This is a genomic window from Paenibacillus sp. Dod16, from assembly GCF_049893405.1.
Classification (GTDB): Bacteria; Bacillota; Bacilli; order Paenibacillales; family Paenibacillaceae; genus Paenibacillus_AQ.
Genome location: NZ_JBNDYG010000028.1, coordinates 179,572 through 205,780, shown reverse-complemented (window position 1 = coordinate 205,780; position 26,209 = coordinate 179,572). Strand labels below are relative to the sequence as shown.

General features: G+C 48.3%; 27 protein-coding genes and 1 pseudogene. 22 read left to right on the top strand and 6 right to left on the bottom strand.

Going from position 1 to position 26,209, the window contains the following annotated elements:
- Positions 1 to 104 precede the first annotated feature (104 nt).
- From ACPV3A_RS20435 to ACPV3A_RS20410, 6 genes are all read left to right on the top strand, one after another.
- Complete coding sequence (locus tag ACPV3A_RS20435) at positions 105 to 1,607, top strand: glycoside hydrolase family 32 protein (RefSeq protein WP_426200852.1); 1,503 nt, start codon at positions 105 to 107, stop codon at positions 1,605 to 1,607.
- A complete protein-coding gene (locus ACPV3A_RS20430) occupies positions 1,604 to 3,025 on the top strand; it encodes a sucrose-specific PTS transporter subunit IIBC (RefSeq protein ID WP_426200851.1) in 1,422 nt (473 codons plus the stop codon). Before ACPV3A_RS20435 ends, ACPV3A_RS20430 begins: the two co-directional genes overlap by 4 nt.
- A gap of 270 nt (positions 3,026 to 3,295) precedes the next feature.
- Positions 3,296 to 4,096 (top strand): Cof-type HAD-IIB family hydrolase, encoded by an 801-nt coding sequence (locus ACPV3A_RS20425; RefSeq protein WP_426200849.1) that lies wholly within the window; start codon positions 3,296 to 3,298, stop codon positions 4,094 to 4,096.
- A 349-nt stretch (positions 4,097 to 4,445) separates the two neighbouring features.
- Complete coding sequence (locus ACPV3A_RS20420) at positions 4,446 to 4,793, top strand: PadR family transcriptional regulator (protein WP_216532066.1); 348 nt, start codon at positions 4,446 to 4,448, stop codon at positions 4,791 to 4,793.
- 2 nt (positions 4,794 to 4,795) lie between these two features.
- Complete coding sequence (locus ACPV3A_RS20415) at positions 4,796 to 5,812, top strand: hypothetical protein (protein WP_426200847.1); 1,017 nt, start codon at positions 4,796 to 4,798, stop codon at positions 5,810 to 5,812.
- 260 nt (positions 5,813 to 6,072) lie between these two features.
- The gene (locus ACPV3A_RS20410) at positions 6,073 to 6,555 is read left to right on the top strand and encodes a hypothetical protein (protein ID WP_426200845.1); all 483 of its coding nucleotides are present in this window, start codon (positions 6,073 to 6,075) and stop codon (positions 6,553 to 6,555) included.
- A gap of 237 nt (positions 6,556 to 6,792) precedes the next feature.
- On the opposite strand, the gene ACPV3A_RS20405 is transcribed toward ACPV3A_RS20410, so the two are convergent.
- Complete coding sequence (locus ACPV3A_RS20405) at positions 6,793 to 7,815, bottom strand: hypothetical protein (protein ID WP_426200843.1); 1,023 nt, start codon at positions 7,813 to 7,815, stop codon at positions 6,793 to 6,795.
- 223 nt (positions 7,816 to 8,038) lie between these two features.
- Between ACPV3A_RS20405 and ACPV3A_RS20400 the strand changes: the two genes are divergently transcribed.
- From ACPV3A_RS20400 to ACPV3A_RS20390, 3 genes are all read left to right on the top strand, one after another.
- The gene (locus ACPV3A_RS20400; RefSeq protein WP_426200841.1) at positions 8,039 to 8,242 is read left to right on the top strand and encodes a hypothetical protein; all 204 of its coding nucleotides are present in this window, start codon (positions 8,039 to 8,041) and stop codon (positions 8,240 to 8,242) included.
- A gap of 28 nt (positions 8,243 to 8,270) precedes the next feature.
- Positions 8,271 to 8,546 carry a hypothetical protein gene (locus ACPV3A_RS20395; RefSeq protein ID WP_426200839.1) on the top strand — a complete coding sequence of 92 codons (276 nt, stop codon included), beginning with the start codon at positions 8,271 to 8,273 and terminating at the stop codon, positions 8,544 to 8,546.
- 125 nt (positions 8,547 to 8,671) lie between these two features.
- Positions 8,672 to 9,298 carry a DedA family protein gene (locus ACPV3A_RS20390; protein ID WP_339294242.1) on the top strand — a complete coding sequence of 209 codons (627 nt, stop codon included), beginning with the start codon at positions 8,672 to 8,674 and terminating at the stop codon, positions 9,296 to 9,298.
- A gap of 19 nt (positions 9,299 to 9,317) precedes the next feature.
- On the opposite strand, the gene ACPV3A_RS20385 is transcribed toward ACPV3A_RS20390, so the two are convergent.
- Positions 9,318 to 9,527 carry a hypothetical protein gene (locus ACPV3A_RS20385; RefSeq protein WP_194543350.1) on the bottom strand — a complete coding sequence of 70 codons (210 nt, stop codon included), beginning with the start codon at positions 9,525 to 9,527 and terminating at the stop codon, positions 9,318 to 9,320.
- A gap of 241 nt (positions 9,528 to 9,768) precedes the next feature.
- Here ACPV3A_RS20385 and ACPV3A_RS20380 point away from each other — a divergent pair, with 241 nt between their 5' ends.
- The 7 genes from ACPV3A_RS20380 to ACPV3A_RS20350 all read left to right on the top strand — a co-directional run bounded on the left by ACPV3A_RS20380 (position 9,769) and on the right by ACPV3A_RS20350 (position 16,674).
- On the top strand, positions 9,769 to 12,627 hold the full coding sequence (locus ACPV3A_RS20380) for a Na+/H+ antiporter subunit A (protein WP_339294241.1): 2,859 nt from the start codon (positions 9,769 to 9,771) through the stop codon (positions 12,625 to 12,627).
- Positions 12,628 to 12,629: 2 nt separating this feature from the next.
- Entirely contained in the window at positions 12,630 to 12,968 is a 339-nt protein-coding gene (locus ACPV3A_RS20375; RefSeq protein WP_071220369.1) for a Na(+)/H(+) antiporter subunit C, read from the top strand.
- Positions 12,961 to 14,442: a Na+/H+ antiporter subunit D gene (locus tag ACPV3A_RS20370; RefSeq protein WP_426200836.1), complete on the top strand. Its 1,482-nt coding sequence runs from the start codon at positions 12,961 to 12,963 to the stop codon at positions 14,440 to 14,442. The genes ACPV3A_RS20375 and ACPV3A_RS20370 overlap by 8 nt, the downstream gene beginning before the upstream one ends.
- Before the next feature lie 5 nt (positions 14,443 to 14,447).
- Positions 14,448 to 14,927 (top strand): Na+/H+ antiporter subunit E, encoded by a 480-nt coding sequence (locus ACPV3A_RS20365; RefSeq protein ID WP_071220371.1) that lies wholly within the window; start codon positions 14,448 to 14,450, stop codon positions 14,925 to 14,927.
- Positions 14,924 to 15,217, top strand: coding sequence for a Na(+)/H(+) antiporter subunit F1 (locus tag ACPV3A_RS20360; protein WP_071220372.1), 294 nt, complete (start codon positions 14,924 to 14,926; stop codon positions 15,215 to 15,217). Before ACPV3A_RS20365 ends, ACPV3A_RS20360 begins: the two co-directional genes overlap by 4 nt.
- Positions 15,201 to 15,596: a monovalent cation/H(+) antiporter subunit G gene (mnhG, locus tag ACPV3A_RS20355; RefSeq protein WP_426200902.1), complete on the top strand. Its 396-nt coding sequence runs from the start codon at positions 15,201 to 15,203 to the stop codon at positions 15,594 to 15,596. Before ACPV3A_RS20360 ends, mnhG begins: the two co-directional genes overlap by 17 nt.
- Positions 15,597 to 15,792: 196 nt before the next feature.
- Positions 15,793 to 16,674 (top strand): GNAT family N-acetyltransferase, encoded by an 882-nt coding sequence (locus tag ACPV3A_RS20350; RefSeq protein WP_426200834.1) that lies wholly within the window; start codon positions 15,793 to 15,795, stop codon positions 16,672 to 16,674.
- 67 nt (positions 16,675 to 16,741) lie between these two features.
- On the opposite strand, the pseudogene ACPV3A_RS20345 reads toward ACPV3A_RS20350, so the two are convergent.
- Positions 16,742 to 17,386: pseudogene (locus ACPV3A_RS20345) on the bottom strand (TVP38/TMEM64 family protein); the annotation flags it as partial.
- A gap of 188 nt (positions 17,387 to 17,574) precedes the next feature.
- The gene (locus ACPV3A_RS20340) at positions 17,575 to 18,408 is read right to left on the bottom strand and encodes a CPBP family intramembrane glutamic endopeptidase (RefSeq protein ID WP_308116294.1); all 834 of its coding nucleotides are present in this window, start codon (positions 18,406 to 18,408) and stop codon (positions 17,575 to 17,577) included.
- A gap of 338 nt (positions 18,409 to 18,746) precedes the next feature.
- On the opposite strand from ACPV3A_RS20340, the gene ACPV3A_RS20335 reads away from it, so the two are divergent.
- Both ACPV3A_RS20335 and ACPV3A_RS20330 read left to right on the top strand, forming a co-directional pair.
- Positions 18,747 to 19,355: a TetR/AcrR family transcriptional regulator gene (locus tag ACPV3A_RS20335; protein WP_194543346.1), complete on the top strand. Its 609-nt coding sequence runs from the start codon at positions 18,747 to 18,749 to the stop codon at positions 19,353 to 19,355.
- A 108-nt stretch (positions 19,356 to 19,463) separates the two neighbouring features.
- Positions 19,464 to 20,330: a YitT family protein gene (locus tag ACPV3A_RS20330; protein ID WP_100537804.1), complete on the top strand. Its 867-nt coding sequence runs from the start codon at positions 19,464 to 19,466 to the stop codon at positions 20,328 to 20,330.
- A gap of 264 nt (positions 20,331 to 20,594) precedes the next feature.
- On the opposite strand, the gene ACPV3A_RS20325 is transcribed toward ACPV3A_RS20330, so the two are convergent.
- The gene (locus ACPV3A_RS20325) at positions 20,595 to 20,807 is read right to left on the bottom strand and encodes a hypothetical protein (protein ID WP_194543345.1); all 213 of its coding nucleotides are present in this window, start codon (positions 20,805 to 20,807) and stop codon (positions 20,595 to 20,597) included.
- A gap of 49 nt (positions 20,808 to 20,856) precedes the next feature.
- Positions 20,857 to 21,429 carry a thymidine kinase gene (locus ACPV3A_RS20320; RefSeq protein ID WP_426200831.1) on the bottom strand — a complete coding sequence of 191 codons (573 nt, stop codon included), beginning with the start codon at positions 21,427 to 21,429 and terminating at the stop codon, positions 20,857 to 20,859.
- 325 nt (positions 21,430 to 21,754) lie between these two features.
- Here ACPV3A_RS20320 and ACPV3A_RS20315 point away from each other — a divergent pair, with 325 nt between their 5' ends.
- The 4 genes from ACPV3A_RS20315 to ACPV3A_RS20300 form a co-directional block, all read left to right on the top strand.
- Positions 21,755 to 23,503 (top strand): RNA polymerase sigma factor, encoded by a 1,749-nt coding sequence (locus ACPV3A_RS20315; RefSeq protein WP_426200829.1) that lies wholly within the window; start codon positions 21,755 to 21,757, stop codon positions 23,501 to 23,503.
- 147 nt (positions 23,504 to 23,650) lie between these two features.
- Positions 23,651 to 24,553, top strand: coding sequence for an EamA family transporter (locus ACPV3A_RS20310; protein WP_426200827.1), 903 nt, complete (start codon positions 23,651 to 23,653; stop codon positions 24,551 to 24,553).
- Positions 24,554 to 24,785: 232 nt separating this feature from the next.
- On the top strand, positions 24,786 to 25,529 hold the full coding sequence (locus ACPV3A_RS20305) for a GTP pyrophosphokinase (protein ID WP_100537787.1): 744 nt from the start codon (positions 24,786 to 24,788) through the stop codon (positions 25,527 to 25,529).
- A 533-nt stretch (positions 25,530 to 26,062) separates the two neighbouring features.
- On the top strand, positions 26,063 to 26,209 hold a 147-nt coding region (locus ACPV3A_RS20300), incomplete at its 3' end, for an FAD-dependent oxidoreductase (protein ID WP_426200900.1).

Below are 26,209 nucleotides of genomic sequence, written 5' to 3'. Positions count from 1 at the left end.
CTCCTGATTGGAACCGGTTCCACCATAGGTGAGTTAGGCTGATGTTCACGCATAGCATGATCAGTTAGATTTTTTTAGTAAGCCCATTTATAAGGAGAAGAGATATGGACAGAGAACTGAAATACCGACGCCTGGATCAGGCTTCTCCCGAAGAGCTTTCCTCCTTAAAGGAGAAAGTGAAATTAAGCGAATGGAGGCAGAGGTTTCACATACAGCCCATCATGGGCTTGCTGAATGACCCTAACGGGTTTTCTTATTATAACGGGGAATATCACTTATTTTATCAATGGTTTCCGCTGGGTACGTATCACGGCTTGAAATACTGGTACCATACATCCTCGAAAGACCTCGTGCATTGGCAAAACCAAGGCATCGCCATTGAACCTGGCCACCCGCAGGATGCTTATGGCGCTTACTCGGGCAGCGGAATCGTGAAAGACGACAAACTGTATCTGATGTATACCGGAAATGCCCGGGATGAGGAATGGAACAGGCAATCTTATCAATGCATGGCCGTGATGAACCGCGATGGATCGGTCACGAAGCTCGATAAGCCGCTGATCGACCATGTGCCGGACGGATATACCGAGCATTTTCGGGATCCGAAGGTATGGAAAGACGAAGACATGTACCGGTTCGTTATCGGCGCCCAAAGGGGCGATCAGACAGGAACGGCTGTCGTATATGAATCACCGGATTTGCTGGATTGGACCTGCAAAGGGGAAATCCAAACCCGTCTTGAACATTTCGGCTATATGTGGGAGTGCCCCGATTATTTTGAACTGGAAGGACGGGGCGTGCTGCTGTTTTCGCCGCAGGGGCTGAGTCCGCAAGACGACGAATACCGGAACATTTACCAATCCGGCTACATCTCGGGCAAGCCGCTGGATCGGGGCACGCTGGAGTTTGAACACGGCTCCTTTTACGAGCTGGACAGAGGTTTTGATTTCTACGCACCGCAGACCATGCTGGACGAGCAAGATCGGCGCATCATGGTAGGCTGGATGGGTATGCCGGAGGTCGTCTATCCAACCGACTCGCATGGCTGGGCGCATTGTTTGACTCTTCCGCGTTCGCTCTCGTTCCGTGAGGGCAAGCTGATTCAGCAGCCGGTCCCCGAGTTGGAAGTGCTCCGCGATAAGGCCATGGAAGCAGCGGATACACTTTACAGCGAAGTGAAGAGTTATGCAGGAGTTGAGGGGACCGTATTCGAGATGATATGCGAGTTCCATGCGATCGAAGCGGACGCCGTTGGCATTGAATTTCGAGCAAGCGAAACGGAGCGGACGGTCATCTGGTATGACGCTCTCAGGCAAAAGGTTACACTGGATCGCTCATCATCGGGTGCAACGATTGTAAGTGATTACGGAACGACACGAACCTGCATGCTGCATGCCAAAGCAAACTCGATCAAATTTCATCTTTTTGTGGATATTTCTTCGGCAGAGGTGTTCGTTAATGATGGCGAAGAGGTATTTACGAGTCGGATATTTCCAAAACGGGACAGCCGTCATATACGATTTTTCGCAACAAACGGCAGCGCCGGCTTGAAGGTCAAGAAGTGGGATCTTGCCCAAGCCGTAAAAGATATAGAAGGGGATGAATGAACATGGCAGCGGATAATCGGAAAATTGCAAGGCAGGTAGTGGAAGCCATCGGCGGCAGGGAGAACATCGCTTCCTTTGCTCACTGTGCTACGAGACTGCGAATTATGGTTCACGATCAGAAGAAGATTGACCAGAAGAAGGTCGAAAATATTGATAAGGTCAAAGGCGCTTTTTTCAACTCCGGCCAATATCAGATCATTTTCGGAACAGGAACCGTCAATCAGATTTTTGAAGCGGTCGAATCCCTGGGAATGGAGAGCACAAGCAAGGAAGAACTGAAATCTCAGGCTAAAAAGTCGGGGAATCCGTTCCAGCGGGCGATTCGTACGTTCGGTGATGTGTTTGTGCCGATTATCCCGGTACTGGTCGCCACTGGCTTGTTCATGGGATTACGGGGACTTCTGACCCAGGACACCGTGCTTGCCTGGTTTGGTGCGACACCGGATGATATCTCGGCTAATTTTCTGCTCTTCACCCAGGTATTGACGGATACGGCTTTCGCTTTCTTGCCGGCCTTGGTGGCCTGGTCCGCATTTAGAGTGTTCGGGGGCAGCCCGGTGCTCGGTATCGTCCTGGGTCTGATGCTGGTGAACCCGGCTCTTCCCAACGCGTACAGCGTGGCGAACGGCTCGGCTGAGGCACTCATGATATTTGATTTCATTCCGGTCGTAGGGTATCAGGGCTCGGTTCTGCCGGCATTCTTCATTGGACTGCTGGGCGCGAAATTCGAGAGATTTTTGCGAAAACGCATTCCTGAAGCGATTGATTTGATCGTTACACCGTTTCTAACCTTGCTTGTAATGATTACGCTCGGGCTGTTCGCCATCGGCCCCGTGTTCCACTCCCTGGAAGAGGTGGTTCTGAACGCGACGACTTTCTTGCTGGAGCTGCCGTTTGGCATTGCGGGTCTTGTGATCGGCTTCTTCAATCAGATTATTGTGGTCACAGGCGTACATCATATTTTCAATTTCCTTGAAATTCAGCTTCTTGAGAAGACGGGAAGCAATCCGTTTAATGCGATCGTGACTAGCGCCATGGCAGCGCAAGGGGCAGCTTGTCTGGCTGTCGGACTCAAGACGAGAAACAAAAAACTAAAGGCTTTATCGCTGCCGTCCGCATTCTCGGCCATGCTGGGAATTTCGGAGCCGGCGATCTTCGGGGTCAACCTCCGGTACGTCAGACCGTTCGTGATCGCCTTGATCGGCGGTGGCGTGGGCGGTTTCATGGCTTCCCTCTTCCAACTGGAGGCAACGGGCATGGCGATTACGGTGATCCCAGGTACGCTGTTATACTTGAACAGCCAGCTTCCTCTTTACATTTTGTGCAATCTGACCGCGATGGCTCTAACTTTTGTGCTGACTTGGCTGTTCGGATTCAATGATAAAATGCTCGATGAGGTTCGATCGGAAGCGAAATAAGCCCTCAGAAGAAGTCCGTCTGCACAAGGCGGACTCTTTTGTTGTCGTTAGATAAAAAAATGACGGCAAATTGCTCTAATGTGTATGTAAATGGTTATCTTGAATTCAACGATATTAAATACCATAGAAACCGTGCTCCTGCGCGGTTTTTTATGTATGATCGGGAAGTGTCCGAAGCGACCTTGCTGAAATTATGGCTTGCTCTGAAATGCTTTTCATCATTTACAATATGGTTACTGGCTAGAATATACGGAAGAGGGGCGAGTTTCATTGAATAAGAAAATCATATTTTTTGATATTGACGGGACGCTGCTGGATCATGACAAGAAAGTTCCGGCTACAACGAAGGAGTCCATTCGGGAGTTAAAGGATGCCGGGCACATCGTCGCTATAGCGACAGGGCGCGCTCCCTATCATTTTGAAGAGCTGCGGGAGGAGCTCGGTATCAATTCCTATGTTTGTATGAACGGTCAGTATGTGGTTCATGAAGGCAAACCGATCTATGGTTATCCATTGGCGCAAGATGCCTTGCAGAAGCTGACGGAGCAGGCCGTTGAGTTTGATCATCCGATCATATATGCCGGCAGTGAAGCCATGAAGATGAACGTAACCGAGCATGTTCATATCGATTCCAGCTGGGGGGAACTGAAACTCACGATCCCTGAATATGATCCGGAATATTACTTGGGCAGAGATATTTATCAGGCCATTGTATTCTGCACGGAGGATGAGGAAGCGGCTTACGTGAACAATTTCGCAGGCCGGTTCGATTTCGTTCGATGGGGTCCTTATGGAATCGATGTGTTGCCGTCCGGGGGATCCAAAGCCGAAGGGATCAAACAATTGATTCAGCTGCTGCACATCGATCTGGAAGATACTATTGCTTTTGGCGATTATCTGAATGATCTGGAGATGCTGTCGTACGTGGGCCACGGTGTGGCGATGGGCAATGCGCCGGAAATCGTCAAGAAGGCGGCCAGGCATATAACCAGGGATGTTGATCAAGACGGTATACAGTACGGCCTCCGTCTGTTGGGTCTACTGGGTAAGGAACCGCAGGAAATCGTGTAGTTATTTTACGATAAAAAGTCATGAGCGTGTCAGTCTCCGTTCCTGAGGGACGATAAGGACTGACATGTTTTCGGTTTGAAGTGCATTTCGAGAAGCGCAGTTTTAACGATGGAACAAAGGAACAACATCGCTGTGAGATGAGAGCATTTAAGAAGGTTATCTTATGACCTGGGACAATCCCGGCCGTAGGATAACCTTTTTTAGATGGAAGTGCAGGTCTTCACGCGGCTTGCTTCCTGGGTTGGCAGACTTACAACAAGTATAATCAAAAAATAATTGTGAATAATTATTAATTGTCTATATACATTAGTGTGTGTCATACAGTATAATCATTACAGGAGTTGATGATATGTCAGAGGATCAAGATATTTTGAACAGTTTGGTGCAGGAGCTTCGACGAGGAACCATCATACTTGGTGTCCTCAGCCAATTGTCGGAACCTCAGTATGGATACTCATTGGTGACCATATTGCAGGAGAAGGGTATCAGCGTGGAAGCGGGTACTCTCTATCCCTTGCTGCGGCGGTTGGAGAAACAAGGCTTGCTGGATAGTGAGTGGGATACGAATGAAGCTCGTCCGAGGAAATATTACATCATAAGTCAGACAGGGAAAGAAATATATCGGCAGCTTTACCATGAATGGAAAAATATGATGACAAGTCTTGAAGGGCTTGTTAATGACAAGGGGGACGTTTAGTAATGGATCTGATTAACAGGTATATTTATGCAGTGACGCAGAAGCTGCCCGAATCACAAAGAGCCGATATTGAAAAGGAACTGCATGGACTCATCGAAGATATGCTGGAAGACAGGGGAGCAGGCGTCGGGATTGCAAGCACTGAGGATGTGGAACAGGTGCTGCTCGAGCTCGGGCCACCCGGGGACATGGCAGCTAGATATAGAGGAAGAGAACGGTATCTCATTGGACCCGGTCTAATTGACAGTTATTGGTCTGTCCTGCGGATTGTATTGTACTCGGTCGCCGTCGCTCTTGGCATCGCGTATATGGTTGATTTCTTTACTAGCTCGGATCCTAACGCCGAGAAGCTCCTGGAGTACTTTGTCTCCTTGCTGAGTGTCGCTATTCACGGGTTCGCATGGGTTACCGTTATTTTTGCCTATATCGAGTATCGCGGTGCTCGGCAAGTTTCCAAAGACGCTTGGAAACCATCCGATTTGCCTGTAATTCCGGAACCAGCGGTTCGGATTAAACCGATCGAGCCGGTGCTGGGCATTCTATTTTCCGTGCTGTTCTTCGTGCTATTTACGTTTTCCATTGACCTGATCGGCTTTCATCGATTCAATGAAAACTCGATTACCATTCCCGTTTTTGAACGAGCTGCATTTGCCAAGTATTTGCCACTGATATGGATTCTGACAGCCTTCAGTATATTCAAAGAAGCCATGAAATTAATCACTAGAAAGTGGACGCCGCAGCTTGCCGTCGTTCATGTCATTTTTAATGTGGCATCCGTTATCGTGGCAGTCATTCTGTTCTCCGATATGGCGATTTGGAATCCGACTTTCATGGAGCAGCTAGCGCAGACAGGTCTCGTAACACCGGGAAATGAATCGTACGACATCGTAAAATCAATTTGGGATCGATCCAGAGATGGTCTTATTTACGTCATCGTGATCATTACTCTTATTGATACCGTGTCCGTTCTGATGAAGTGGTTTCGGCGGAAGGAAGGAAATACAGCGTTAACCAAATAAAGACATAAGTGTTGAAGTAAAGGGTGTCCCAAAAGATCTTGGATCTGGCGGGATGCTCTTTTTTTTTGCTATTAGGAGACACTCCGTATACGGATCGTTCCATGAACGACACGCAGCTTGATGGATAAGCATAGGATAAGGAACGAAGCAAATAATTTTTTTGACAAAAATGTGAATGATATGTGTCAAAATTATGTACAATGGTGTTATAATAAGGTAAGAGTTAAATGAAAACCCTTACAGAATGAACGGAGCTGATTATGATGAAATACGCAATCCATTACTCTACGAGAATGAAAGACGTTATTTTATTTTCCTTTGTCATTAGCATTATCCTGTTTCAGGTAGCTACCTTGACCCAATATTCCTATCCTGTCCTATTCTATATGCAGATGGCGGTGAATGTCGTTGTTGTTGCGGCGCTAGCAATTGAAGGGTATGCCCGATTGGTGAAACGGGAAGTGAATATACAGGAGAATTCGGATACGATTACAATCAATGGCGTGGAGATTCATGCTGATCAGATTCGTGAGATCAAGGTTTCCGGATGCCATAAAGCCGCATTCCAGATAAACCTTAAGAACAAGAACGTGAATCCGATGTATTGCTGCTTTAAATTTGAAGAGAAGAATTGTGAAGGGATTCGGAGTCTTACGCGTTGGGCCGAGCGGAACCAAATTTCCGTGCGTAAGGTGGGACCGCAAACCCGTTCCGGGTTGGTACTCACATCAAACCACTATTAGCCTAAATTATATTATGAATAGAAGCATTTGAACCTTAAAAGAATGGGTTCAGGTGCTTTTTTGTTGTAGTTGTAGACGAAGGGGGGGACCGGGCATCCGTATCTATAGGAACTGCTATTTTTAACCCATGTTAAGATCCTGTTTCAATGCTGGATAAAACAAAAAGCATGGGCCTGAATTCTCAGGTCCATACTGTTGTTTGATTCATTAAACAGGCGTTCTCGTAAAGTTTGTAACTTAGCTGCTGCAGCCGCCGCCACAGCCACCCCCGCAAGAGGATCCGCTGCTGCAGGATGAACCGCTGCTGCAAGAGGATCCATCACCCGAATCGGATCCGCCGGACCCGCATGCCGAGGCGTAGGTGCATGAGGAGCTGCTGTTATTTTTATGAAGCTCGCGCTCATCAGGGATCATATGGTCACCAAATTGTTCCGGTGCGTTCCAGGCAAAAAAGACGGCCGCTGCCAGGAGCATATCGCTATTTTGGAAATTGACCGACTTCTCTTGTCGCGCCGGCTTCTCTTGGGCGATTCGAACCCGATCCTGCAGATCCTGGATGATCGCATCAATGGCCGTGCGAGCTGCAGGAATCTTCTCATAGGTCCAGGGATTAAAACGCTTCTGTCCATGATTCACGGTGAAGTGGAGGGAAGTTACGGCCTCCAGTTCTTCGCGCGGCAGCGGGACGCGGAAGAAAGCTCCCCATAGTTTGGCGCTGTATTCATGCCAGCCGAATAATTGTACATATACCGTATCAAACCACGCACGTTCATTCGGAATAGGCACATGCTCGCTTCCGGTGTTTGGAGCGTGGTGAAGCATTTTGCCAAGAAAGCGTTCCGAGAATTGTTGGTACTCGTATGTATACATCAGCATTTCATGCCATACTTCATCCACGTCTTTGCTGAACATCGGGACACGATCCAGCACGGCGCACATGATAAAGAACCGTTTAAGCTCCTGCCATCTCCATTCATACTCCTGTTCGGACAGATTCGGATGCTCACTCATCACTCGTTGCTTCAGCATGTGCTGATAGGTGTAGGGCAGCGCAGCCTCGAGCCTGCCGACAAGGTCACTCGCCGAGCTTCCTGCCTTGACGATCGGCGGCAGCTCGGGTATTTTCCCGCGTCGGAGCTTATTCCCTTTGGGGAGCTGCTGACTGCTGTGTTTGCGTAACGAGCGTTTCACGAAATAAGAAATAATACATACATCCACCGCAACAAATAAAATAATCAGTATCCAGGTTGTTGAGTTCATTACATGTTCCTCCTGTCTTTATAGTGTTCGGAGGTCGGCTTATTATTTCTCTCCTGAGTAAATTATGGCAAATGTGATGCGTGTTGGCAATTGAAATTGGAGAAGATCATAACTTGAATTTAGGGGCTTCTTTATGATACATTCCGTGTGTGTCAAGCGAGTGTTTGATCATGGAGCCATGATCTCGAAGGATGGCAATTACGTTTACTTTAGGAGCATACATATGTTAACAGGTTGGAAACTATCCGTATTAGGTATTCTTGTTGTAGGCATTACCGGCATCGTTGCGTCTGTTACCGGTCTGATCGAGCCCGGCCGGGCGGTAGCGCTATTCGTTGTATTCGTACTATTTATAGGGGCGCTGGAGCTGCTGGAACGAATCAAGAGCCGCAGAAAGAAGAAGTGGGAAGTGCGATCTTCCAAATAAAAATGCACAGACAGCAAGGAGGGAGCTTGTGAATTGGGTAGCTGTACAGCCGTACTACAAAATCAACCGAGTGGTGGATGGTATCGAACAACGGACGGAAGAGCAGGGGCGGGAGATGTTCCTGTATGAGGATCGTATCGTAACGAAATACCGGGAGTTCCCGATCCAGCAGGTCTTTGATCTGTCGTATCGGCCTATGGGAGACGGCGGTGGTTTCTTATATTTGCACACCCAGCAAGGCGTGTATTCGTACACGGTAAAGGATGATCCAGGTTCTTTCATATCGGCATTTAAAAATCTCTAATGGCATGATCCATAATTAAAACTGGTCTCAGGTCCAGTTCATCTCCTCGCCTACAGCACGTTTGCGAAAGCCACGTTGTCATATAAGCTGATACTATATTCTAGGGACGGATTAGGGGGACAGGAGTGGATACGCTATTAGATTTTATTGAACAGATCGGGCACTACGCATTATTCCTCGTATTGTGCCTTGGATTGGTCGGTCTTCCTGTGCCTAATGAAGTTGTGGCAATGACAGGCGGAGCGTTAGCGGCATCCGAGATTTTAACGCCGGTTCCGTCTTTTATCATGACCTTTCTTGGCGTGTGTTCGGGATCGACGGTAGGTTACATGCTTAGCCGCTTTACCGCGAGCAAGCTGTTAAACCGCGCCCAGGAAAAGTCGAAGATACGCCAGTTTCTCGATGTATCCGAACGGTTGACCCGTCAATATGGCAATTACGCCATATGCATCAGCGCTTTTTTGCCCATTCTGCGCAACGTCACTCCTTATGCGGTTGGCATGAAGGGGATGCCGTATCGCAGATTTGCGGTGTATTCGTATTCCGCGTCCTTTGTATGGACCATCGGTTATTTCTCTTTGGGCATGTTTGTCGGAGATCAGGTCGTCGATCATATTGGGGCTCTGATTGACCGGTATGGATATTATGCGGCGGGAATTGTCGCGGTGCTGGCCATCATTCTGATCATTTCATGGGTAATTCGAAGAAATAAACGAAGCAAGGGGAATAAAGAAATTCAGTTTCACGGATAAATGCCGTATGCCTGTTTCATTAGGGCTCTTCCGGCAGGGGCTCGGGTGACGTTCGAATGATTTTTACGTATTCTCGGGGTAAGAACCATGGGGTTTCTTGAATTTGATAAACTCTGGTTGACGAGTTGTCTTGTTGATAGCCGGGATGCGTACGTATATTCGTTAAGATGGCGGCTGCCAAAATTGCAAGAAAGATGAAAGCGCAAACAGCCGCTTTTTTGATCATCATGGGAATCACTCCTTTACATACAGTGATTTCCCAAAGGTCCTCTTTTCATTCCAAGATACCTTTGACAAAGCTTTGATCTCAAGATATACTGATTTTCAGTGTGATTCGAAAAAATACCATATGGTTTTACCTGGAGGAGCCTGCCATCAACGGGCTCTTTTTGTGTTTTTTTGGAGTTATACCTAAATAATGGGGAAATACTACTAATGAAGGAAAAATCGGACTATAGGAGGAGTAGACTTTGTCTTTGCTGCACATCGCCGTCATGGCACCTTTTATTGTAGCGCTTGTGGTTATGTTGACCTACAAGCTCATTGGCCGTGTCCACACCGGATGGGTCATTTTGCCGGTACCGGTTGTCCTGTTCGCCTATTTTTTAGGACTTATCCCAACCATTCAGGGAGGTGAACAGCTTCAAGCTGTTCTGGAATGGATTCCAAGCGTGGGAATAAACTTTACCGTTTATTTGGATGGATTAAGTTTGATTTTTGCACTTTTAATATCCGGTATTGGTTCACTTGTTGTACTGTACTCCATCTTCTATATGGATAAGAACAAGGAAGCAGTCCACAAATTTTACATTTATCTGCTTCTGTTCATGGGAGCCATGCTTGGTGTCGTACTCTCCGATAACCTGATGGTGCTGTACGGTTTCTGGGAACTGACAAGCATCTCGTCATTCCTGCTGATTGCATTCTGGCATCATCGCGACCGCTCCAGATACGGAGCTTTAAAATCCATGCTGATCACCGTATTCGGCGGACTTGCCATGTTTGCAGGATTTATTCTCCTATATATCATGACAGGCTCCTTTAGCGTGCGGGAGATCGTAGCTAATGTGGGAAGCATTGCGGGAGACGCGCTGTTCATTCCGGCCATGATTCTGATTCTGCTGGGGGCATTCACCAAATCCGCTCAGTTCCCGTTCCATATTTGGCTGCCGGATGCGATGGAGGCACCGACTCCGGTTAGTGCTTATCTGCACTCCGCTACCATGGTTAAGGCCGGTATTTATCTTGTGGCACGTTTTAGCCCGGTGTTTGCCGGTCAAGCCTCCTGGTTCTGGATCATTGCGATTACGGGCTTGACCACGCTGATCTATGCTTCGATCCGAGCGATCAAGCAGACGGACCTGAAAGCGCTGCTGGCATTCTCCACGATCAGCCAACTGGGGCTGATTATGAGCTTGCTCGGTCTTGGCTCTGCCGCAGCTTATTATGGGGGCGGCGTGGATACGCTGCTCTATACGAAAGCAACGACAGCGGCCATCTTTCATCTGATGAATCATGCGATATTTAAGGGCGCTTTGTTTATGGTCGTCGGCATCGTGGATCATGAGACGGGCACCCGCGACCTGCGGAAACTCGGAGGTTTAATGTCGCTCATGCCGATCACATTCACCGTGGCCGTCATAGGCGCATTTTCCATGGCCGGTCTGCCTCCGTTTAACGGATTCCTGAGTAAAGAGATGTTCTTTACGGCGGTCCTTCAAGCGTCTCAGATGAACTTCTGGAATGCCGAGACCTGGGGTGTGCTGATACCGGTCGTTGCCTGGATCGCCAGCGTATTTACGTTCCTGTACAGCATGATCCTGGTTTTCAAAACCTTCACCGGCCGCTACCAGCCTGAAAAGCTGGAGAAGAAGCCGCACGAAGCACCGCTGGGGATGCTGATTCCCCCGGTTATTCTGGCATCGCTGGCCATCGTGTTCGGACTGTTTCCGAACCTGCTGTCTCATGCACTGATTGAACCGGCGCTGGCCGCCATTCATCCGGGGCTGCTCGTGGCAGAGGATCGGTTCCACGTGCATATCGAGATGTGGCACGGCTGGACAATGGAAATTTACATGACCATCGGAATCATTGTTCTCGGTACCGTTCTGTACAAGCTTCATGGCAGAGCGCGTATCTTGAACACAACGCTTATCAAGCGATTTACACTGAACAATCTGTATGACGGGGGATTGCGCGTTCTCGAAAAAGGCGCCAAATCGCTGACCTCAACCTACATGACAGGTTCGCTGCGTCACTATGTGATTTATATCTTTGTGTTTTTCATAGCCGTTCTTGGCGGAGGTCTCCTGCTGGTCGATCATATCGGATTCGATATGACGGACTACGCACCGATGTCCTTCTATGAGGCCGTTGCCATACTCGGCCTGGTCATTCCGGTCATTGTGCTTCCGTTCGTACGGACACGATTGATGGCGATCATATTAACCGGGGCTGCGGGTTATATGGTGACCTTGTTCTTCGTCCTGTTCCGGGCTCCGGATTTGGCGTTGACCCAGATGGTTGTCGAGACCGTTTCCGTCATGCTGTTCCTGCTCTGTTTCTATCATCTGCCGAAGCTGAAGCGGGAGAAGGTGTCAATGAGCCTGAAGTGGAAAAATCTGCTGATATCTATAGGCGTCGGTGCTGTCGTAACCTTGATCGCGCTGGCCGCAAGCAGCGGCAGAACCTTCGACTCCATTGCGGATTACTTCATTAAAGAGAGCTACAACTCGGCTGGCGGTAAAAATATCGTCAATGTCATACTGGTGGACTTCCGCGGATTTGATACCTTGCTGGAAATTATGGTTCTCGGCATTGCGTCCCTCGGAATCTATGCCTTGATAAAAGTTGATTTGGGTGAAGGGGTTATCGGTGAACGGGATCGTTATGAAGGTGCGTATTTGCCTAATAGCAATGATGTTATCCTGCGAACCATATCCAAGGTGGTCGTCTTTATCGTCGTAACGTTCTCGTGGTTCCTGTTCAACTCGGGACACCATGAGCCGGGTGGAGGATTTATCGGGGGGCTGATGACTTCAGCCGCACTGGTTCTGTTATCAATGGCTTTTGGCATGGACATGACCCGCAAAATCGTGCCTTTCGAATTCCGAAAGGTTACGGCTGCAGGACTCGCCATCGCCCTGCTTACAGGGATCGGTTCCTTTGCCTTTGACGCACCGTTCTTAAGTCATTCCTTCGATTATTTCACCCTGCCATTGCTCGGAGAAACCGAGCTGGCTACAGCGGTTCTCTTCGACCTCGGCGTCTATTTAGCCGTCGTTGGCGTGACGATGACCATCATCAATTCGATTGGGAGGGATAACTGACCATGGAACTATATATGTCACTTGCCATCGGAATTATATTCGCGGTAGGGATTTACCAGATCCTATCCAAAAGCTTGCTGCGGATCATTCTCGGTACATCACTGTTAACCCATGGTGTCCATCTGCTGCTGCTCACCATGTCTAGGCTGAAGACCGGTGCTGCTCCGCTGCTTGGCGAGAAGGCTTCATCCTATGTTGACCCCGTTCCGCAAGCATTGATCCTGACATCCATTGTTATCAGTTTTGGTGTCACATCGTTCTTCTTCGTATTGGCGTACAAAGCGTATCAACGCTTGGGCACGGACAACATGGAGGAGCTAAGGGGGATGGATGATGAATAATGTAATTGTTCTGCCTCTCCTTATTCCGTTAGTTACTGCCGTAATTCTTATTTTTTGCTCCAAATACGTTCGTGTTCAGCGCTGGATCAGTGTGGTCAGTGTCATACTGAACCTGCTTGTGGCGTTGTTCATCGTGAATCAGGTAAACAACGAAGGCATCCAAACGCTTCATATGGGCGGATGGCTGCCGCCTTATGGGATCGTGTTTGTAGCCGATATGCTCGCGGCACTGCTGGTGCTCACGACGATGATTGTGGCAGCCGCCTGTCTGTTCTATTCCTTTCGGAGCATCGGGGAAGAGAGAGAGAAGCATTACTTCTATGCCTTTTTTCAATTTTTGCTGGCCGGTGTGATCGGATCGTTCCTGACAGGGGATCTATTTAACCTGTTTGTCTGCTTTGAGGTCATGCTGATCGCTTCCTATGCGCTGATTGTGCTGGGGGGCACCAAGCGGCAGCTGAGAGAAACCCTGAAGTACATGCTGATTAATATTATTTCATCCACCTTGTTTGTTGCAGCCGTTGCTTATTTGTACGGCACGGTCGGCACGCTGAATATGGCGCACCTGTCCCTGCGCGTGGCAGAAGTACAGCAGGACGGAATCTTGTCGGTCATCGGCCTGTTGTTCCTGATTGTATTCGCTCTGAAGGCGGGCTTGTTCCTGTTCTTCTGGCTGCCCGGTTCCTACAGTGCACCTCCGGCGGCAGTTTCAGCTTTGTTCGGCGCGCTGCTTACGAAGGTTGGATTATATGCGATTATCCGTACCTTTACGCTGATCTTCCATCACGATACCGGCGGCATCCACGCCGTCATTGGCTGGATGGCCGCGGCAACGATGATTTTGGGAAGTTTGGGCGCGGTTGCGTATAAGGATCTTGGACGAATCCTGAATTATAACATTATTATCAGCGTCGGCTTTATCGCCTTCGGCATAGCGTCGGCATCTTCAGATTCCTTGAACGGTGCTGTATTCTACTTGATGCATGACATGATTGCAAAGGCGCTGCTCTTTATTCTCGGCGGAATCATCATTGCCAGTGCGGGTGCTAACAAGCTGAGTGATATGGGCGGCTTGATGAAGCGCCATCCCTTGGTGGGATGGATGTTCTTTATCGTTGCATTGGCTCTGGTCGGCATCCCGCCCCTTAGCGGATTCCTTGGCAAGGTTCTTATCATCCGCGGTGGTTTGAGCGAAGGGCATTATTGGTTGACGGGACTGGCACTGGCATCAAGCCTGGCGGTATTGTATTCCCTGATCAAGGTATTTATGGGGGCATTCTGGGGCGAATCACCCGGGCATACGGAATCGCAGCCAGTCAGAATCCATCGGACAGCTTATGTGGCAGCTATTGGACTAACGGTTATGGTGATTGTCCTTGGGGTGGGTTCGGAGTGGATTTATTCCTACACCTCTCAAGCAGGCGCCGTATTATCCGATCCATCACTATACATTAACGCTGTACTAAAGGAGTAGTGGATATGGGCCATCAAATCCTGTTAAATATCATCATTGCCGTTGTCTGGATGTTCCTGAACAATAACTGGTCCCCCCAGCACTTGATAGTCGGCTATCTGATCGGTATGTTGCTGATTTATCTGTTGCGCCGCTTTTGGCCAAACGATTTCTATTTGCGTAAGCTGTGGTCTATTCTGATGCTGCTGCTTTTGTTTCTAAGAGAGCTGTTTAAATCAAGTATCACCGTCATTGGTCAGATTATAAGACCGAAGCTGAATGTCCGCCCCGGCATCTTCGCCTACGATACGGAGCTTAAGTCCGACTGGGAGATTACGGTCTTATCGTGCCTGATCTGCTTGACGCCAGGAACGCTTACCCTGGAAGTCTCTCGCGATGGTCAGACGCTGTATATCCATGCGATGGATATCGAAGATGTCGAAGAGCTGTCGAATCAGATCCGCGGTACCTTTGAACGCGCGATCAAGGAGGTGACCCGCACATGATCCATGGCATGCTGATAGCCTCATTGGTGATTTTGTCGCTTGCTATTCTGGGCTGCCTGTACCGATTAATCAAGGGACCTTCCATGAACGACCGGATCATGTCGCTGGATACGATCGGAATTATCCTGTTGTCCATGATCGCTGTCCTGTGCATGCTGTTCCGGACATCCGTGTATTTTGATATCATTCTGCTGATCGGAATTCTTACGTTCATCGGAACAACCGCGCTTGCCAGATATATTGAGAGGGGTGATGTCATTGAACGCACAAACGATGAGTCAGATCGGTGAGTTTCTGATCGCGGTGATGGTGCTGCTCGGCGCTTTGCTGGGTGCATTGAGTGCATTCGGCCTTATTCGTCTGCCGGATGTTTACATGAGGTCCCATGCAGCTACGAAAAGTGCCACGCTGGGCGTCCTCTTGATCCTTGCCGGCGCATTTCTGTATTTCACCTTCTACCTGGAGCATGTCAGTGCCAAACTGCTGCTGGGAATCGTATTCGTATTTATTACGGGGCCGGTAGCAGGTCACTTGAACGGGAGAGCGGCATATCGATCAGGCGTGTCCATGTGGGAGAACAGCGTTCACGATGACCTCAAGCCTGAGCTGAAGCGCGAACGTGAGCGGATGCGAGCTTCCCGGAAAGGGGAGCATTCCGAGAAGGGATGACCGTCAACCGTAAACAAGGTCCCGATTGAATGATCGAGAAGATGAGATGGGCTTTCCAAGCATATGGGAAGCCCATTTCTTGTTTCATGTTTGGCTCACGGGTATCATCTCGTGGTAAAATTGACCAAAACAGGTTCGAGAAGCCCTTGGAAATCACGCTGGGAAAGCTGATCCTGAACAAGGAGAATGTGTACAGATGGTATTGGTTACAGATCAAACGAAATTAAGAGAGCTGTCTTCCTTTCTTGCCCGAATGAATGGGGATCGTCATCATCATGTCGGATATTGCGGCGAACAGGAAGGGGAGGTCTACAGCACGCTGCTGGAAGATTTTTCGGAAAATGGCCGGCTGAGCAGCCAGCGATTTACCGTGATCTATGATCAAGATCAGATGGTGGGCGCATTGGGATTCGATGTGGACGAAGAAGAGGGAACTGCTGAAATATGGGGACCTTTTATCGATGCGGAAGGCGAGCTTTGGCATCGATTGGCGAAGGAGCTATGGGTTGATGGAACAATGAAGCTGAATGGCAGCGTAACACGCTATTTCGGATTTTATAATGTAGCTCATCCGTCCGCTGCGAGGTTTATGGAGGACAAAGGGGGAAGAAAGACAGGTGTGCATCATGTGCTGAAAATCCAAAAATCCACCTTGTTAGCGAATACCGCGCCTGGATTGCAGGATATCAGGCCCGAATATTGGGATGAGTTCGAGAATCTGCATGGCACCGCCTTCCCGAATACCTATCTCAGCTCGGAGTCTATTTTGCAGAAGCTGGATGAGTATCACCGGCTCTTCATATTTACGGAAGAAGGCCGTTTCGTCGGGTATGTTTATGTGGAGGGAGACCCGGATTTCCAGGAAGGAAATATTGAATACATCGCGGTATCCGAACAATTCCGGCGCAAAGGCTATGGCGGGCTCCTGCTTGATCAAGCTCTTCATTATTTATTCCAAGTCCTGCAGCTGGAAGAAATCTCGTTATGCGTGGACCAAGACAATGCAGGGGCGCTCCAGCTGTATCATCGTGCGGGCTTTGAGACGGTGCATAAACTGGCGGCTTACGTATTGGAGTGAACATAATGGTTTCCATCACGACCCGTCCATGCATAACAAGACCCGCCCATCCCAGCAACCGGGACCGGCGGGTCTTGTTGCTGATCACGACACTTCCCGGCTGATCTTCATGATGGTAACGGTTTTCCATTTTTTTGCCGGCAAGCCAAAGCAGCCAGAGGACGATGGCCGCGATAAGAATGCGCCAAGGCTGTTGGACAAAGGCTTGCCAGTCATGTCCAATGAATGCCACCATAAAAATCATCACGGATTTACCTGCCATAACGGCTATCGTGAACGTCGTTGCCGATATCGTGCTGATGCCGGATGCGATATTGATCAGTGAGGAAGGCGTGAAGGGGAAGCAGTACAGGATGAAGATCGGCGTAAAGCCCTTTTCTTCGATCCAATGGAAGAAGCGCTGGGATCCCGGCATTCTTTTTTGGATAAGCAATCCAAGCTTGCCTCCCAGCTTACGAACAATCCAGAACACCGTAACGGATCCAAGGCAAACGCCGATCCACGACAGCAGGAATCCCCACCATAATCCATAGGCCGCGGAGTTCCCCATCACCAGTACGATAAGGGGCAGAAAGGGAAGGAACGCCTCTATAAATGGAAGCAAAATACCCGGGATGGGACCCAGCTGCGAGTACTGCTGAAGCCATTCCTGCACTTGATCCATGTCAATTTCTTTCATATGGGTCCACAAGTTCTGAAGCCATTCCAACATGATGAGTAAATCCTCTCCCTGCCTAGGGTAAAATTATGTATTTTCCGGTCGATCACGGATGAAATATATTATAGCATAACCAGAATCAATATTATAAATTGCAAGTATTGAACCGGGAGGAGGGATACAGGAAAAGCTCAAACTCCCCTAAAGCCATGGTGAGTTTGAGCTATATCCTTTATCGGTTCTTATACAGATTGGGCGGGCAGCGCTTCCTTGGTTTCAGGATTTGAATCCGGCGGGAGATCCGGCTCGATCCCGTTCCAATCGATTCGGTTCTTGCTCCGCAGCGACCAGACGATCAATAGGATGATCCCAATAATGACCGAACCGATCGTTACCATATAATTGCCCCAAACCGAAAGGTATTCAATCTCGATGAATGCATATTGGGAGGGTACCACGGCGTACCGGACCATCTCCAGCCAGGCCAGGTGAAAGCCGATGCTCATCCACAGATTGTGGGATACGATGCGGGACAGCTGCAATACCGTACCAAAAGCAACTAAATTGATGATATACTCCACCGTAATCAAATCCCATGTCCCTATTCCTATGGCCACCATGAATGCCGTTACAGCGATAGGCGCAAGCACGAACATTACGACCTGAAGGACCAAAGCAAGCCAGCGCGGAAAACGGGTGTTTAAGTTCCGGTACACATAACCGCGGAAGGTGATCTCTTCTGGAAAGGCTTCATAAAAAAATGCAATTGGGACGTTGATGAGGATAACGAGCATCGTAACGATTGGGAAGTGGAAATCCACGATCCGGAGCCATCCGGCGGCGCTGCCGATCAGCAAGGCTGCTGCCGTGACCAGGGCAAGGAAACCGATGCCGAGAAGGAAATAACGAAAACCGGAAGGAACAGAGCTAAGACCAAGTCCGCTCCAGGGCCGCTGGTCGACATAACGTCTAAGCAGATAAATCAGCGGCACGGATATGCTTGTTGTTACGACGGCAAGGAGGATTTGGAGCCCGAGGGTAGGGATCTGGTATGAACCCGCTACCGTGGCTATCACAACTGCTAGTCCGAGCCCTGTAACAAAAGCCAGCCACCCAAGGACGACACGCCAGAACAGGTTTAAACGGCCCTCCTGATCACGGAATGCCCGAGAAACACCGTGTTTAGCCTTCGATTCAGTTAATGTGCGAATGATGAACTCGCCCCTCTCTTAAGAACACGCTGCCCGTGTTCCTATTCTTTTTGACATTAATATATATAGTATTGCTTCTATCAAGGTGTTCCATAGAAAGAACCTATTTTTACGAAGGTAGGCATTAAAGAAGCAAATAAAGATGCTGAAATGTTGTTTATGGTACGTTGTATTAAAAAAAACCGGAAGTATATAATGGGATTATGCCGAAAATCGTAGATCATGATAAACAAAGACAACGGGTCGCTGAGGCTGCCCTGCGGGTGATTCAGAGGGGTGGACTCGAAAAAGCGACGGTACGCAATATCGCCGAAGAGGCGGAGTTATCCGTAGGTTCGCTGAGACACTATTTTACCAGCCAAGCTGAGTTGTTGGCTTTTTGTATGAACCTGATGATCGAGAGGATTGAAGAACGCTTTTTGACTTTGTCCTTGAAGGGACCCGTGTTTGAGGATGTAAAACAAGTATTGATGCAATTTCTGCCGATGGATGAGGATAGGACGATGGAAATGGAGGTGTGGATGTCGTTTGTTGCCAAAGCACTTGTCTATCCCGAGTTAAGAATAATGACCGATCATATGTATGATGGATTAACCAAGGCGTGCCATTATGCGGTGGATACCCTGGTCGCACATAAGCTGGCTAAACCGGAGCTGGATCTTGATTATGAGAAGGAGCGCATATACGCATTGGTGGATGGATTAGCGATTCATCATATCATGAGGCCACAGCAACTTGCCAAAGAAAAGATCGAAAGGATTCTCGAGCAGCATCTGCGTTCCTTATGTCTGGATGACAAGGCAATGGACTAAAAGACCCATGTCACTTAGCGTGTCAACATTGACATGCCATTCCTTTTTTTAATACAATGGTTCTTCGACAGGCACTTCGTGTGAAAAAAGATACAAAAGGAGAATGGCATGGTCAAAAAACACAAAAATCTGACAGTCGGCGAAATTCTGAAACGGTTCATCTTTATTACCATCGGTGCAGTTCTGATGGCCGTGGCGCTAGAAATATTCCTGGTGCCCAACGAAATTATCGACGGGGGTATTACCGGTATTTCCATCGTATTATCATCGATTACGCCCATCAAACTGGGTGTGTTCCTCTTCATTATCAACTTGCCGTTTCTGTTCATCGGTTATAAGCAGATCGGCAAAACGTTCGCATTTTCCACACTGTACGGGATCGTGGTATTGTCGGTGGCGACAACCTTCCTGCATCATGTAGACCCGTTTACGAACGAGAAAATTTTGGCGGTGCTGTTTGGTGGTTTGGTCCTTGGTCTGGGGGTAGGTCTTGTTATCCGTTACGGCGGAGCTCTTGATGGTACGGAGATTGTTGCTATCCTGCTGTCCAAAAAGCTGCGCATGCCGGTCGGGCAGATCATCATGATTATCAACGTGTTTATTTTTATTACGGCAGGGTTTGTATTCGGTGCAGATTCGGCCATGTATTCGATTTTTTCATATTACATAGCGGCAAAAGTGATGGATATTGTGGTAGAGGGCTTGGACGAGTCCAAATCCGTTACGATTATATCCAATGAATATGAAGAAATCTCAAGTGCCATCATGCAGCGTCTGGGCCGCAGCACAACGATGATTTATGCCAAGGGCGGATATTCGAAAGAGGATACGCAGATGATTTATTGCGTCATCACCCGGCTGGAGATTGCGAAGCTGAAGACGGTTGTACAGGAGATAGATAAGAACGCATTTATTTCGATTCAAAATGTCGCGGATGTGCTGGGTGGGAGTATGGCGAAGTCAGATATTCACTAGGAGCACGTACATGCTATTGATGTAATAGGTTGATTAACGAACGGCGGTTTTTTGCAGATCCTCTTCTGCAGAAGGCCGCCTGTTTATTTAGGAGATAAAAACAAGTAAACCATTAAAGTCTTACCATCCTTATCTCGCAAGAAACTTCGGCTATATGCGGACTGTATACTGAAAAAGCACTGATCGAAGAGAGGGGATTGCCTGAGTGTCTGATCGAAGCTCCATGAAAGCCGTCAATCTAAAAGCGCTCAGGCCATCCATATGTCATTTCCGTACTTCAAAAAATTCGCATTCATCCCGCTTATGATAGCCGAGCGAGCTGACGCTGGATTGCGTAATGACGGTTTCGTCGGTGAATCGGATGACGATACTGCCGGAGTCAATCAGATGATTATCCTTGAAGATGCGTATACGGGTCTGCTGCTCCATAACTTCCTGAAAGTCCTGGTCGGTTAATAGCGGTCTGACTATCGGCATGGGTCATCCTACTCCTTACGTTTTGAATGGTGGATTGTTCGTAAAAGTCCTATGATAAAGGGGGATTGGTATGACATTTGCGGCAAACAGGGAAGTAGGTATCATTCCCTCCGATCAGGATCTGCTCGCCGGCATATACGGGTTTACCGTCAATGACGCGAAGGTTCATGATCGCTTTACGTTCGCAGAACCAGCAGATCGTTTTCATTTCCTCGATTTTATCGGCGTAAATCAGCATCCAGCGGCTGCCTTCAAACAGCTCGTTCCGGAAATCATTCTTCAAGCCGAAGCCCATGACAGGCACGTTATGCTCATCTACGATCCGAACGAGCTGCAGGATGCTGTCCTTGGAGAGGAACTGGCATTCGTCAACGAGAACGCAGTATGGCTTAGGCTGATGCTCCTTCACAATCCCATAGATATCGGTCGTATCGGTTATAGGTATCGCTTCGCGTCGCAGGCCGATTCGTGAGGACACATACCCAACGGCATCCCGGTCATCGATAGCGGATGTAAAAAGGAGCACCGGTTTGTTCTGTTCTTCGTAGTTATGGGCGACTTTCAAAATTTCGATGGATTTACCACTGTTCATGGAGCCGTACTTAAAAAATAATTGAGCCATGCTTTCGTTCCCTTCCTATAAGTGCAGTGTTGCTTCTTTGAGTGTAGTGGTACAAATTCGTTATTCTTACGATATAAGATATGACATGCAGAGTATATTGTCGCATTATTGGGCGTCTTTTGTCCATTGCCTGTAAGGACTATATTCTGACATATTTAACTTAATCGCGGAATGAAAAAAAGGGGCAGGACTTGGCCGTGCAATGATGTCGGGGTTATTCACAACATGGCGCCAGGCTTAAAAATATTTTTCAATTACGTTGTCAGAAATAACGAACTTCTCTGGTCATATAAGTAGTCAACGATACGAAAGAGGGTTTGAGCAATTGGATACGACAGCAGACAGAACGGTCCAGTGGGATGAGATGGAAGATCAAGAGTTGGTGAAACATGCGCAGGCAGGGGAGCGGGAAGCTTTCGGGGAGCTTGTTCGGCGCCATCGGTCCAAGGTTTATGGCTATGCCAGAGCTATAACCCGGGAGTCCTACCTGGCAGAGGACGTTGTACAGGATGCATTGGTCCGGGCATTTTTGCACTTGGGCAAACTGGTCGATACCCGGCGTTTCCTGCCCTGGGTGCAGCGGATCGTACGGAATCAGGCCTATACCCGGCTTAAGGGAAGCTCCGCGATGAAAGAGCAGACATTCACCGAGCTTGAAGGCAGGGGAAGGTATGATAGTGCCGGGAGTGCAGATCAGTGGAATAGTCTGGACAGCATTCTGGGAAGGCTCCATCATTCTTCAGCCGAAGCGGCCGTAGGATTCAACGTACCGGAGGAACGAATCGTCCAGCAAGAGACGCTGCGTGTTTTAACGAACATCATTCAACGCTTGAAGCCACGCGAACGGCTTATTTTCGAATCTCATTGTTTCGATCAGCTGTCCCCGCAAGAAATTGCTGACTTGTTTCAGCTCTCTTCAGCCAATGTGTATCAGATTATTTCGAGATCGCGGAAGAAAGTGATCCAAGAAAAAATTCGCGTAACCGTTGACTCTTATATTAAGACGAGAAGGGACTTGGGAATTATGAATAAGAAGATTCTACAGTACGAAGGATCGTTGAAAGAAATCAAAATTTGGACAACTGCTGCGGATGCCACGTATAAAATGCTGCAATTTACAGATCGGAAGCTATCCCTGCCGATGGTTATGGGGCTCACAGGTCATGCATTCCGAATCAACATCATTCCGGATCAGGTTCACATTGCAGGTCCGACCGCGTATTTTTTTGGTGAAGTATTATCCCGGGGTCTTCATAATATCGGCTTCCATTCCAAATTCATCGACGGCATGTCGGGCGGCATCGGTACCAATGCCAATCTGCTGGATCCATCTGCCTTGGAGAAGAGTGCCATGGGCAAGCGCAGCATTCATCAGGAGCTGCCAAGGGCCCTTGATTTGATTCATAGCTCGCTGGACCGCGGATACCCGGTGCTGGCATGGGATATTTTCTTTCCTGAATTTGGTACGCTGTTTGGCTATGACGATGAGACCAGAACCCTCTATGGGGAAGTATGCGGAAAAGCGGATACGCTCCCTTATGAGAATCTCGGAAGGAGTGTAATGGAAGAGCTGTTCGTTCTGGCCATTGAGGGATCGGTCGATTTAACGCTTCAGCAGCAGCTTCGACTTGCGCTTGAAACCGCCATCGAACAATATGAGGGGAAAGAAAGCGTGGTACCGACGGCAGTGAAGGGGATTGCGGCATATGATGCTTGGATCGAATCGCTGCAGGGGCGCAAGATCGAACCGAACGGCCATGCATACAACATCGAGGTATTAAGAGATGCCCGGTATTACGCTGCTGAGTTCTTCAAGGAGCTGATAGCAGCATGGGCGGATGCGAATACGGAAGTACCGGAGCTCACGCAGCAGTTTAAAGAAGCCAGCGTGTTATATACGGGAATGTGCGAGAAATTCAGTGTCCTACAACAGATGTTCCCATTTCCAGTAGGCGGAGAGCCTAATTCGGAGGATCAAGCAACGACGGCGATAACGCTGGTTGAGGATATTAAAGCTCTGGAGATCGAAGCCGTTGCTAAATTGAGAGAGATCTTTGCAAAGTTGTCTTCTTAATTAGTGGTTGGTATTTACAATGTTGAGGTTTTGTCTTAAGATAAGACCATAATTCAATATCAAACAGAGTCAACCCCACTTTTTACTGTTTTCTGGATTCCAAAACAGTGAAAGTGGGTTTTTTGTTGCGTAAGGGGGAGTTTCACGTTGTTGCATTTGTTGAAAAATTCATTCTTCGTATTTTTGGGAGCCTGCTGTTTCGGAATTCTGTCAACGGTTGTAAAGCTTGCTTACCAGGAAGGGTTCCTATTTCAGGAGGTGATGATCAGCCAATTCGGGACAGGCTGGCTCATTCTGTTGTTGCTGATGCTGTTTTTTGGACGACATAAGGTCACGGGCAAGCAATTCCTAAGGCTAGCCGGGGTTGGGTTATGTACATGTCTTACAGGCGTCACGTATTACCTTGCCCTTCAGAGCATTCCGGCATCGATCGCCGTCGTGCTTCTATTTCAATTCACCTGGATCGGTGTCATTATCGAAGCTGTTGTAAAACGGCAATGGCCGGATAAATCCACCGTCATCTCCATTATCATCCTGTTCGTCGGGACGATGATGGCTGGGGGGATGTTGGGTGCAGGCGAGATTCAATTGAATTGGAAAGGGGCAATATTGGGACTGACCGCGGCTTTGATGATGGCTTTGTTTGTCTTCTTCAGCGGCCGGGTCGAGACGCAGATGTCACCCATTACCCGGAGCTTTTATACCTCAACGGGTGGGCTTATTCTGCTGACGATCCTGTTCACGCCGAAAGCGTACACGGAGATATCCCTGTTTGACAACGGGTTATGGCTGTTCGGCTTAATCTTAGGCGTATTCGGCGTTGTTCTTCCAGTACTGCTATTCGCACTCGGTGCGCCCAAAATCAGTACGGGATTGGCAACCATCCTTGGTGCCGGAGAGCTGCCCGTTGCCGTTATTGCATCGGTGCTGGTGCTGAGCGAGCAGGTGACTGCGCTTCAATGGATCGGGGTTATCGTGATCCTGCTGGGCATAGCGTATCCGCAGATAGCGGCTCAGAAGCGGAGCGGGGTGCCAGCGGTACAAAGATAGGTGGCACAGCGATATCAAGCAGCACGATGTTGGCATAAGATAAAAGACGTTGCGACCTTCCGGTTGCAGCGTCTTTTTGACGTTACAATACTAAAGTTGCAGTTGCACCTCAATATCAACTACTATTTAAAGAGGGAACAGAACTTCTGGAATGTTAGCAGCGTGTTTTGTTTTTATTTACTACTCGAGTCATATCACGGCTCTGAATCACACAATCGAAAGGAAGTATCCCATGAATTCTTTGCAAATCGAACAGCTCAAAATCATTCGGAATGAAATTACCCGATTCATGATGAAATACAAATTCGCCTTAGATGAGATTGAAACCAAAATGGAGATATTAAAAGAGGAGTTCCAGGCTCTTCATGATTATAGTCCGATCGAACATACGAAATCCCGCCTGAAATCGCCGGAGAGCATCATGAAGAAGCTGCTCCGAAAAGGCGGAAACATCTCTCTTAGCTCCATAGAAGATAATATCAAAGACATTGCGGGTCTAAGAATCACCTGCTCATTCATAACCGACATTTACAAAATTAGCGACATGCTGCAGAAGCAGAGCGATTTAACGGTGTTAAACGTCAAGGATTATATCAAGAATCCGAAGCCGAACGGATACCAAAGCCTGCATCTGTTAGTGGAAGTGCCTGTGTTTTTCTCCGACCGGGTGGAGAAGGTATGCGTTGAAGTCCAAATTCGAACCATTGCCATGGATTTCTGGGCGAGTTTGGAGCATAAAATTTTCTACAAATATAATAAGTCCGTTCCACAGCATCTGCTGGAAGAGCTTAAGAAGGCTGCGGATACGGCTAACGCGCTGGACCGTCAGATGGAGCAATTGCACCACGAGGTGCAGGCCATTAAGGACTCGGAAAGCGATGATTCGCTGCTGGAGGAACTGAAGAGCATTCAGATCAACAACCGCAAGTATGAGCTTCCGGCGGGCTTGCTTGAAGTATTGACCGAGGATAAATAAGTTCTCCCCGTGGCCGGAAAAAGCATAGCCGCACGTGTTTCATCAACCGTGCACCGGGTATATATATCCTAAGTGGGAAGTGGAAACACACATCAACACCAGACGGATAACAAGACGTTAAGTCGGAATTACCGAAAGGATTTGATACCCATGTACAACATGACGAGGAATAAGGACGACACAATCTGAATGATTCCAAAGTACACCTTAAGCAATGGAACGATTGCGTTAGAATAGAAAAGACCGCTTCCCACGAAAAAAACTCTGCGAGTGATCTCGCGGGGTTTTTTGCTGTCAACAACCCTCCAAGCATGCTCCTGGACCCCGTACGTGCACTAAGGAGCAATACGCCTGTACTAATGGTGGGTTTTCTCGCGGGGCGGGAAGTCGTAGTAGTGAACGGTTCTGTTCACAATATTGAGGGAATCGCGTCCCTCGGAAATACGGGCTCTATGATATACTTAGAAATTGGATACAATGGTAACAATCATGATTAAGATGTTATGAACCTACATAATAGAGGTGTATGTACAGTGACAACTACCGTAGTTATCGGCGGCGGCATTACCGGACTTTCGACCTTATACTATCTGCAAAAAGAGTTGAAGCACCTTCAACAGAATATGGAACTGGTGCTTATCGAGGCAAGTGAAACGCTCGGAGGCAAAATCCGCACCGTT

Bases quoted from the DNA above. Each gene is read 5' to 3' on its own strand.
- ACPV3A_RS20435 (WP_426200852.1), top strand. From the start codon at position 105: ATGGACAGAGAACTGAAATACCGACGCCTGGATCAGGCTTCTCCCGAA.
- ACPV3A_RS20430 (WP_426200851.1), top strand. From the start codon at position 1,604: ATGAACATGGCAGCGGATAATCGGAAAATTGCAAGGCAGGTAGTGGAA.
- ACPV3A_RS20420 (WP_216532066.1), top strand. From the start codon at position 4,446: ATGTCAGAGGATCAAGATATTTTGAACAGTTTGGTGCAGGAGCTTCGA.
- ACPV3A_RS20415 (WP_426200847.1), top strand. From the start codon at position 4,796: ATGGATCTGATTAACAGGTATATTTATGCAGTGACGCAGAAGCTGCCC.
- ACPV3A_RS20410 (WP_426200845.1), top strand. From the start codon at position 6,073: ATGATGAAATACGCAATCCATTACTCTACGAGAATGAAAGACGTTATT.
- ACPV3A_RS20405 (WP_426200843.1), bottom strand. From the start codon at position 7,815: ATGAACTCAACAACCTGGATACTGATTATTTTATTTGTTGCGGTGGAT.
- ACPV3A_RS20400 (WP_426200841.1), top strand. From the start codon at position 8,039: ATGTTAACAGGTTGGAAACTATCCGTATTAGGTATTCTTGTTGTAGGC.
- ACPV3A_RS20385 (WP_194543350.1), bottom strand. From the start codon at position 9,527: ATGATGATCAAAAAAGCGGCTGTTTGCGCTTTCATCTTTCTTGCAATT.
- ACPV3A_RS20375 (WP_071220369.1), top strand. From the start codon at position 12,630: ATGGAACTATATATGTCACTTGCCATCGGAATTATATTCGCGGTAGGG.
- ACPV3A_RS20370 (WP_426200836.1), top strand. From the start codon at position 12,961: ATGAATAATGTAATTGTTCTGCCTCTCCTTATTCCGTTAGTTACTGCC.
- ACPV3A_RS20365 (WP_071220371.1), top strand. From the start codon at position 14,448: ATGGGCCATCAAATCCTGTTAAATATCATCATTGCCGTTGTCTGGATG.
- ACPV3A_RS20360 (WP_071220372.1), top strand. From the start codon at position 14,924: ATGATCCATGGCATGCTGATAGCCTCATTGGTGATTTTGTCGCTTGCT.
- mnhG (WP_426200902.1), top strand. From the start codon at position 15,201: ATGAGTCAGATCGGTGAGTTTCTGATCGCGGTGATGGTGCTGCTCGGC.
- ACPV3A_RS20350 (WP_426200834.1), top strand. From the start codon at position 15,793: ATGGTATTGGTTACAGATCAAACGAAATTAAGAGAGCTGTCTTCCTTT.
- ACPV3A_RS20335 (WP_194543346.1), top strand. From the start codon at position 18,747: ATGCCGAAAATCGTAGATCATGATAAACAAAGACAACGGGTCGCTGAG.
- ACPV3A_RS20330 (WP_100537804.1), top strand. From the start codon at position 19,464: ATGGTCAAAAAACACAAAAATCTGACAGTCGGCGAAATTCTGAAACGG.
- ACPV3A_RS20325 (WP_194543345.1), bottom strand. From the start codon at position 20,807: ATGCCGATAGTCAGACCGCTATTAACCGACCAGGACTTTCAGGAAGTT.
- ACPV3A_RS20320 (WP_426200831.1), bottom strand. From the start codon at position 21,429: ATGGCTCAATTATTTTTTAAGTACGGCTCCATGAACAGTGGTAAATCC.
- ACPV3A_RS20305 (WP_100537787.1), top strand. From the start codon at position 24,786: ATGAATTCTTTGCAAATCGAACAGCTCAAAATCATTCGGAATGAAATT.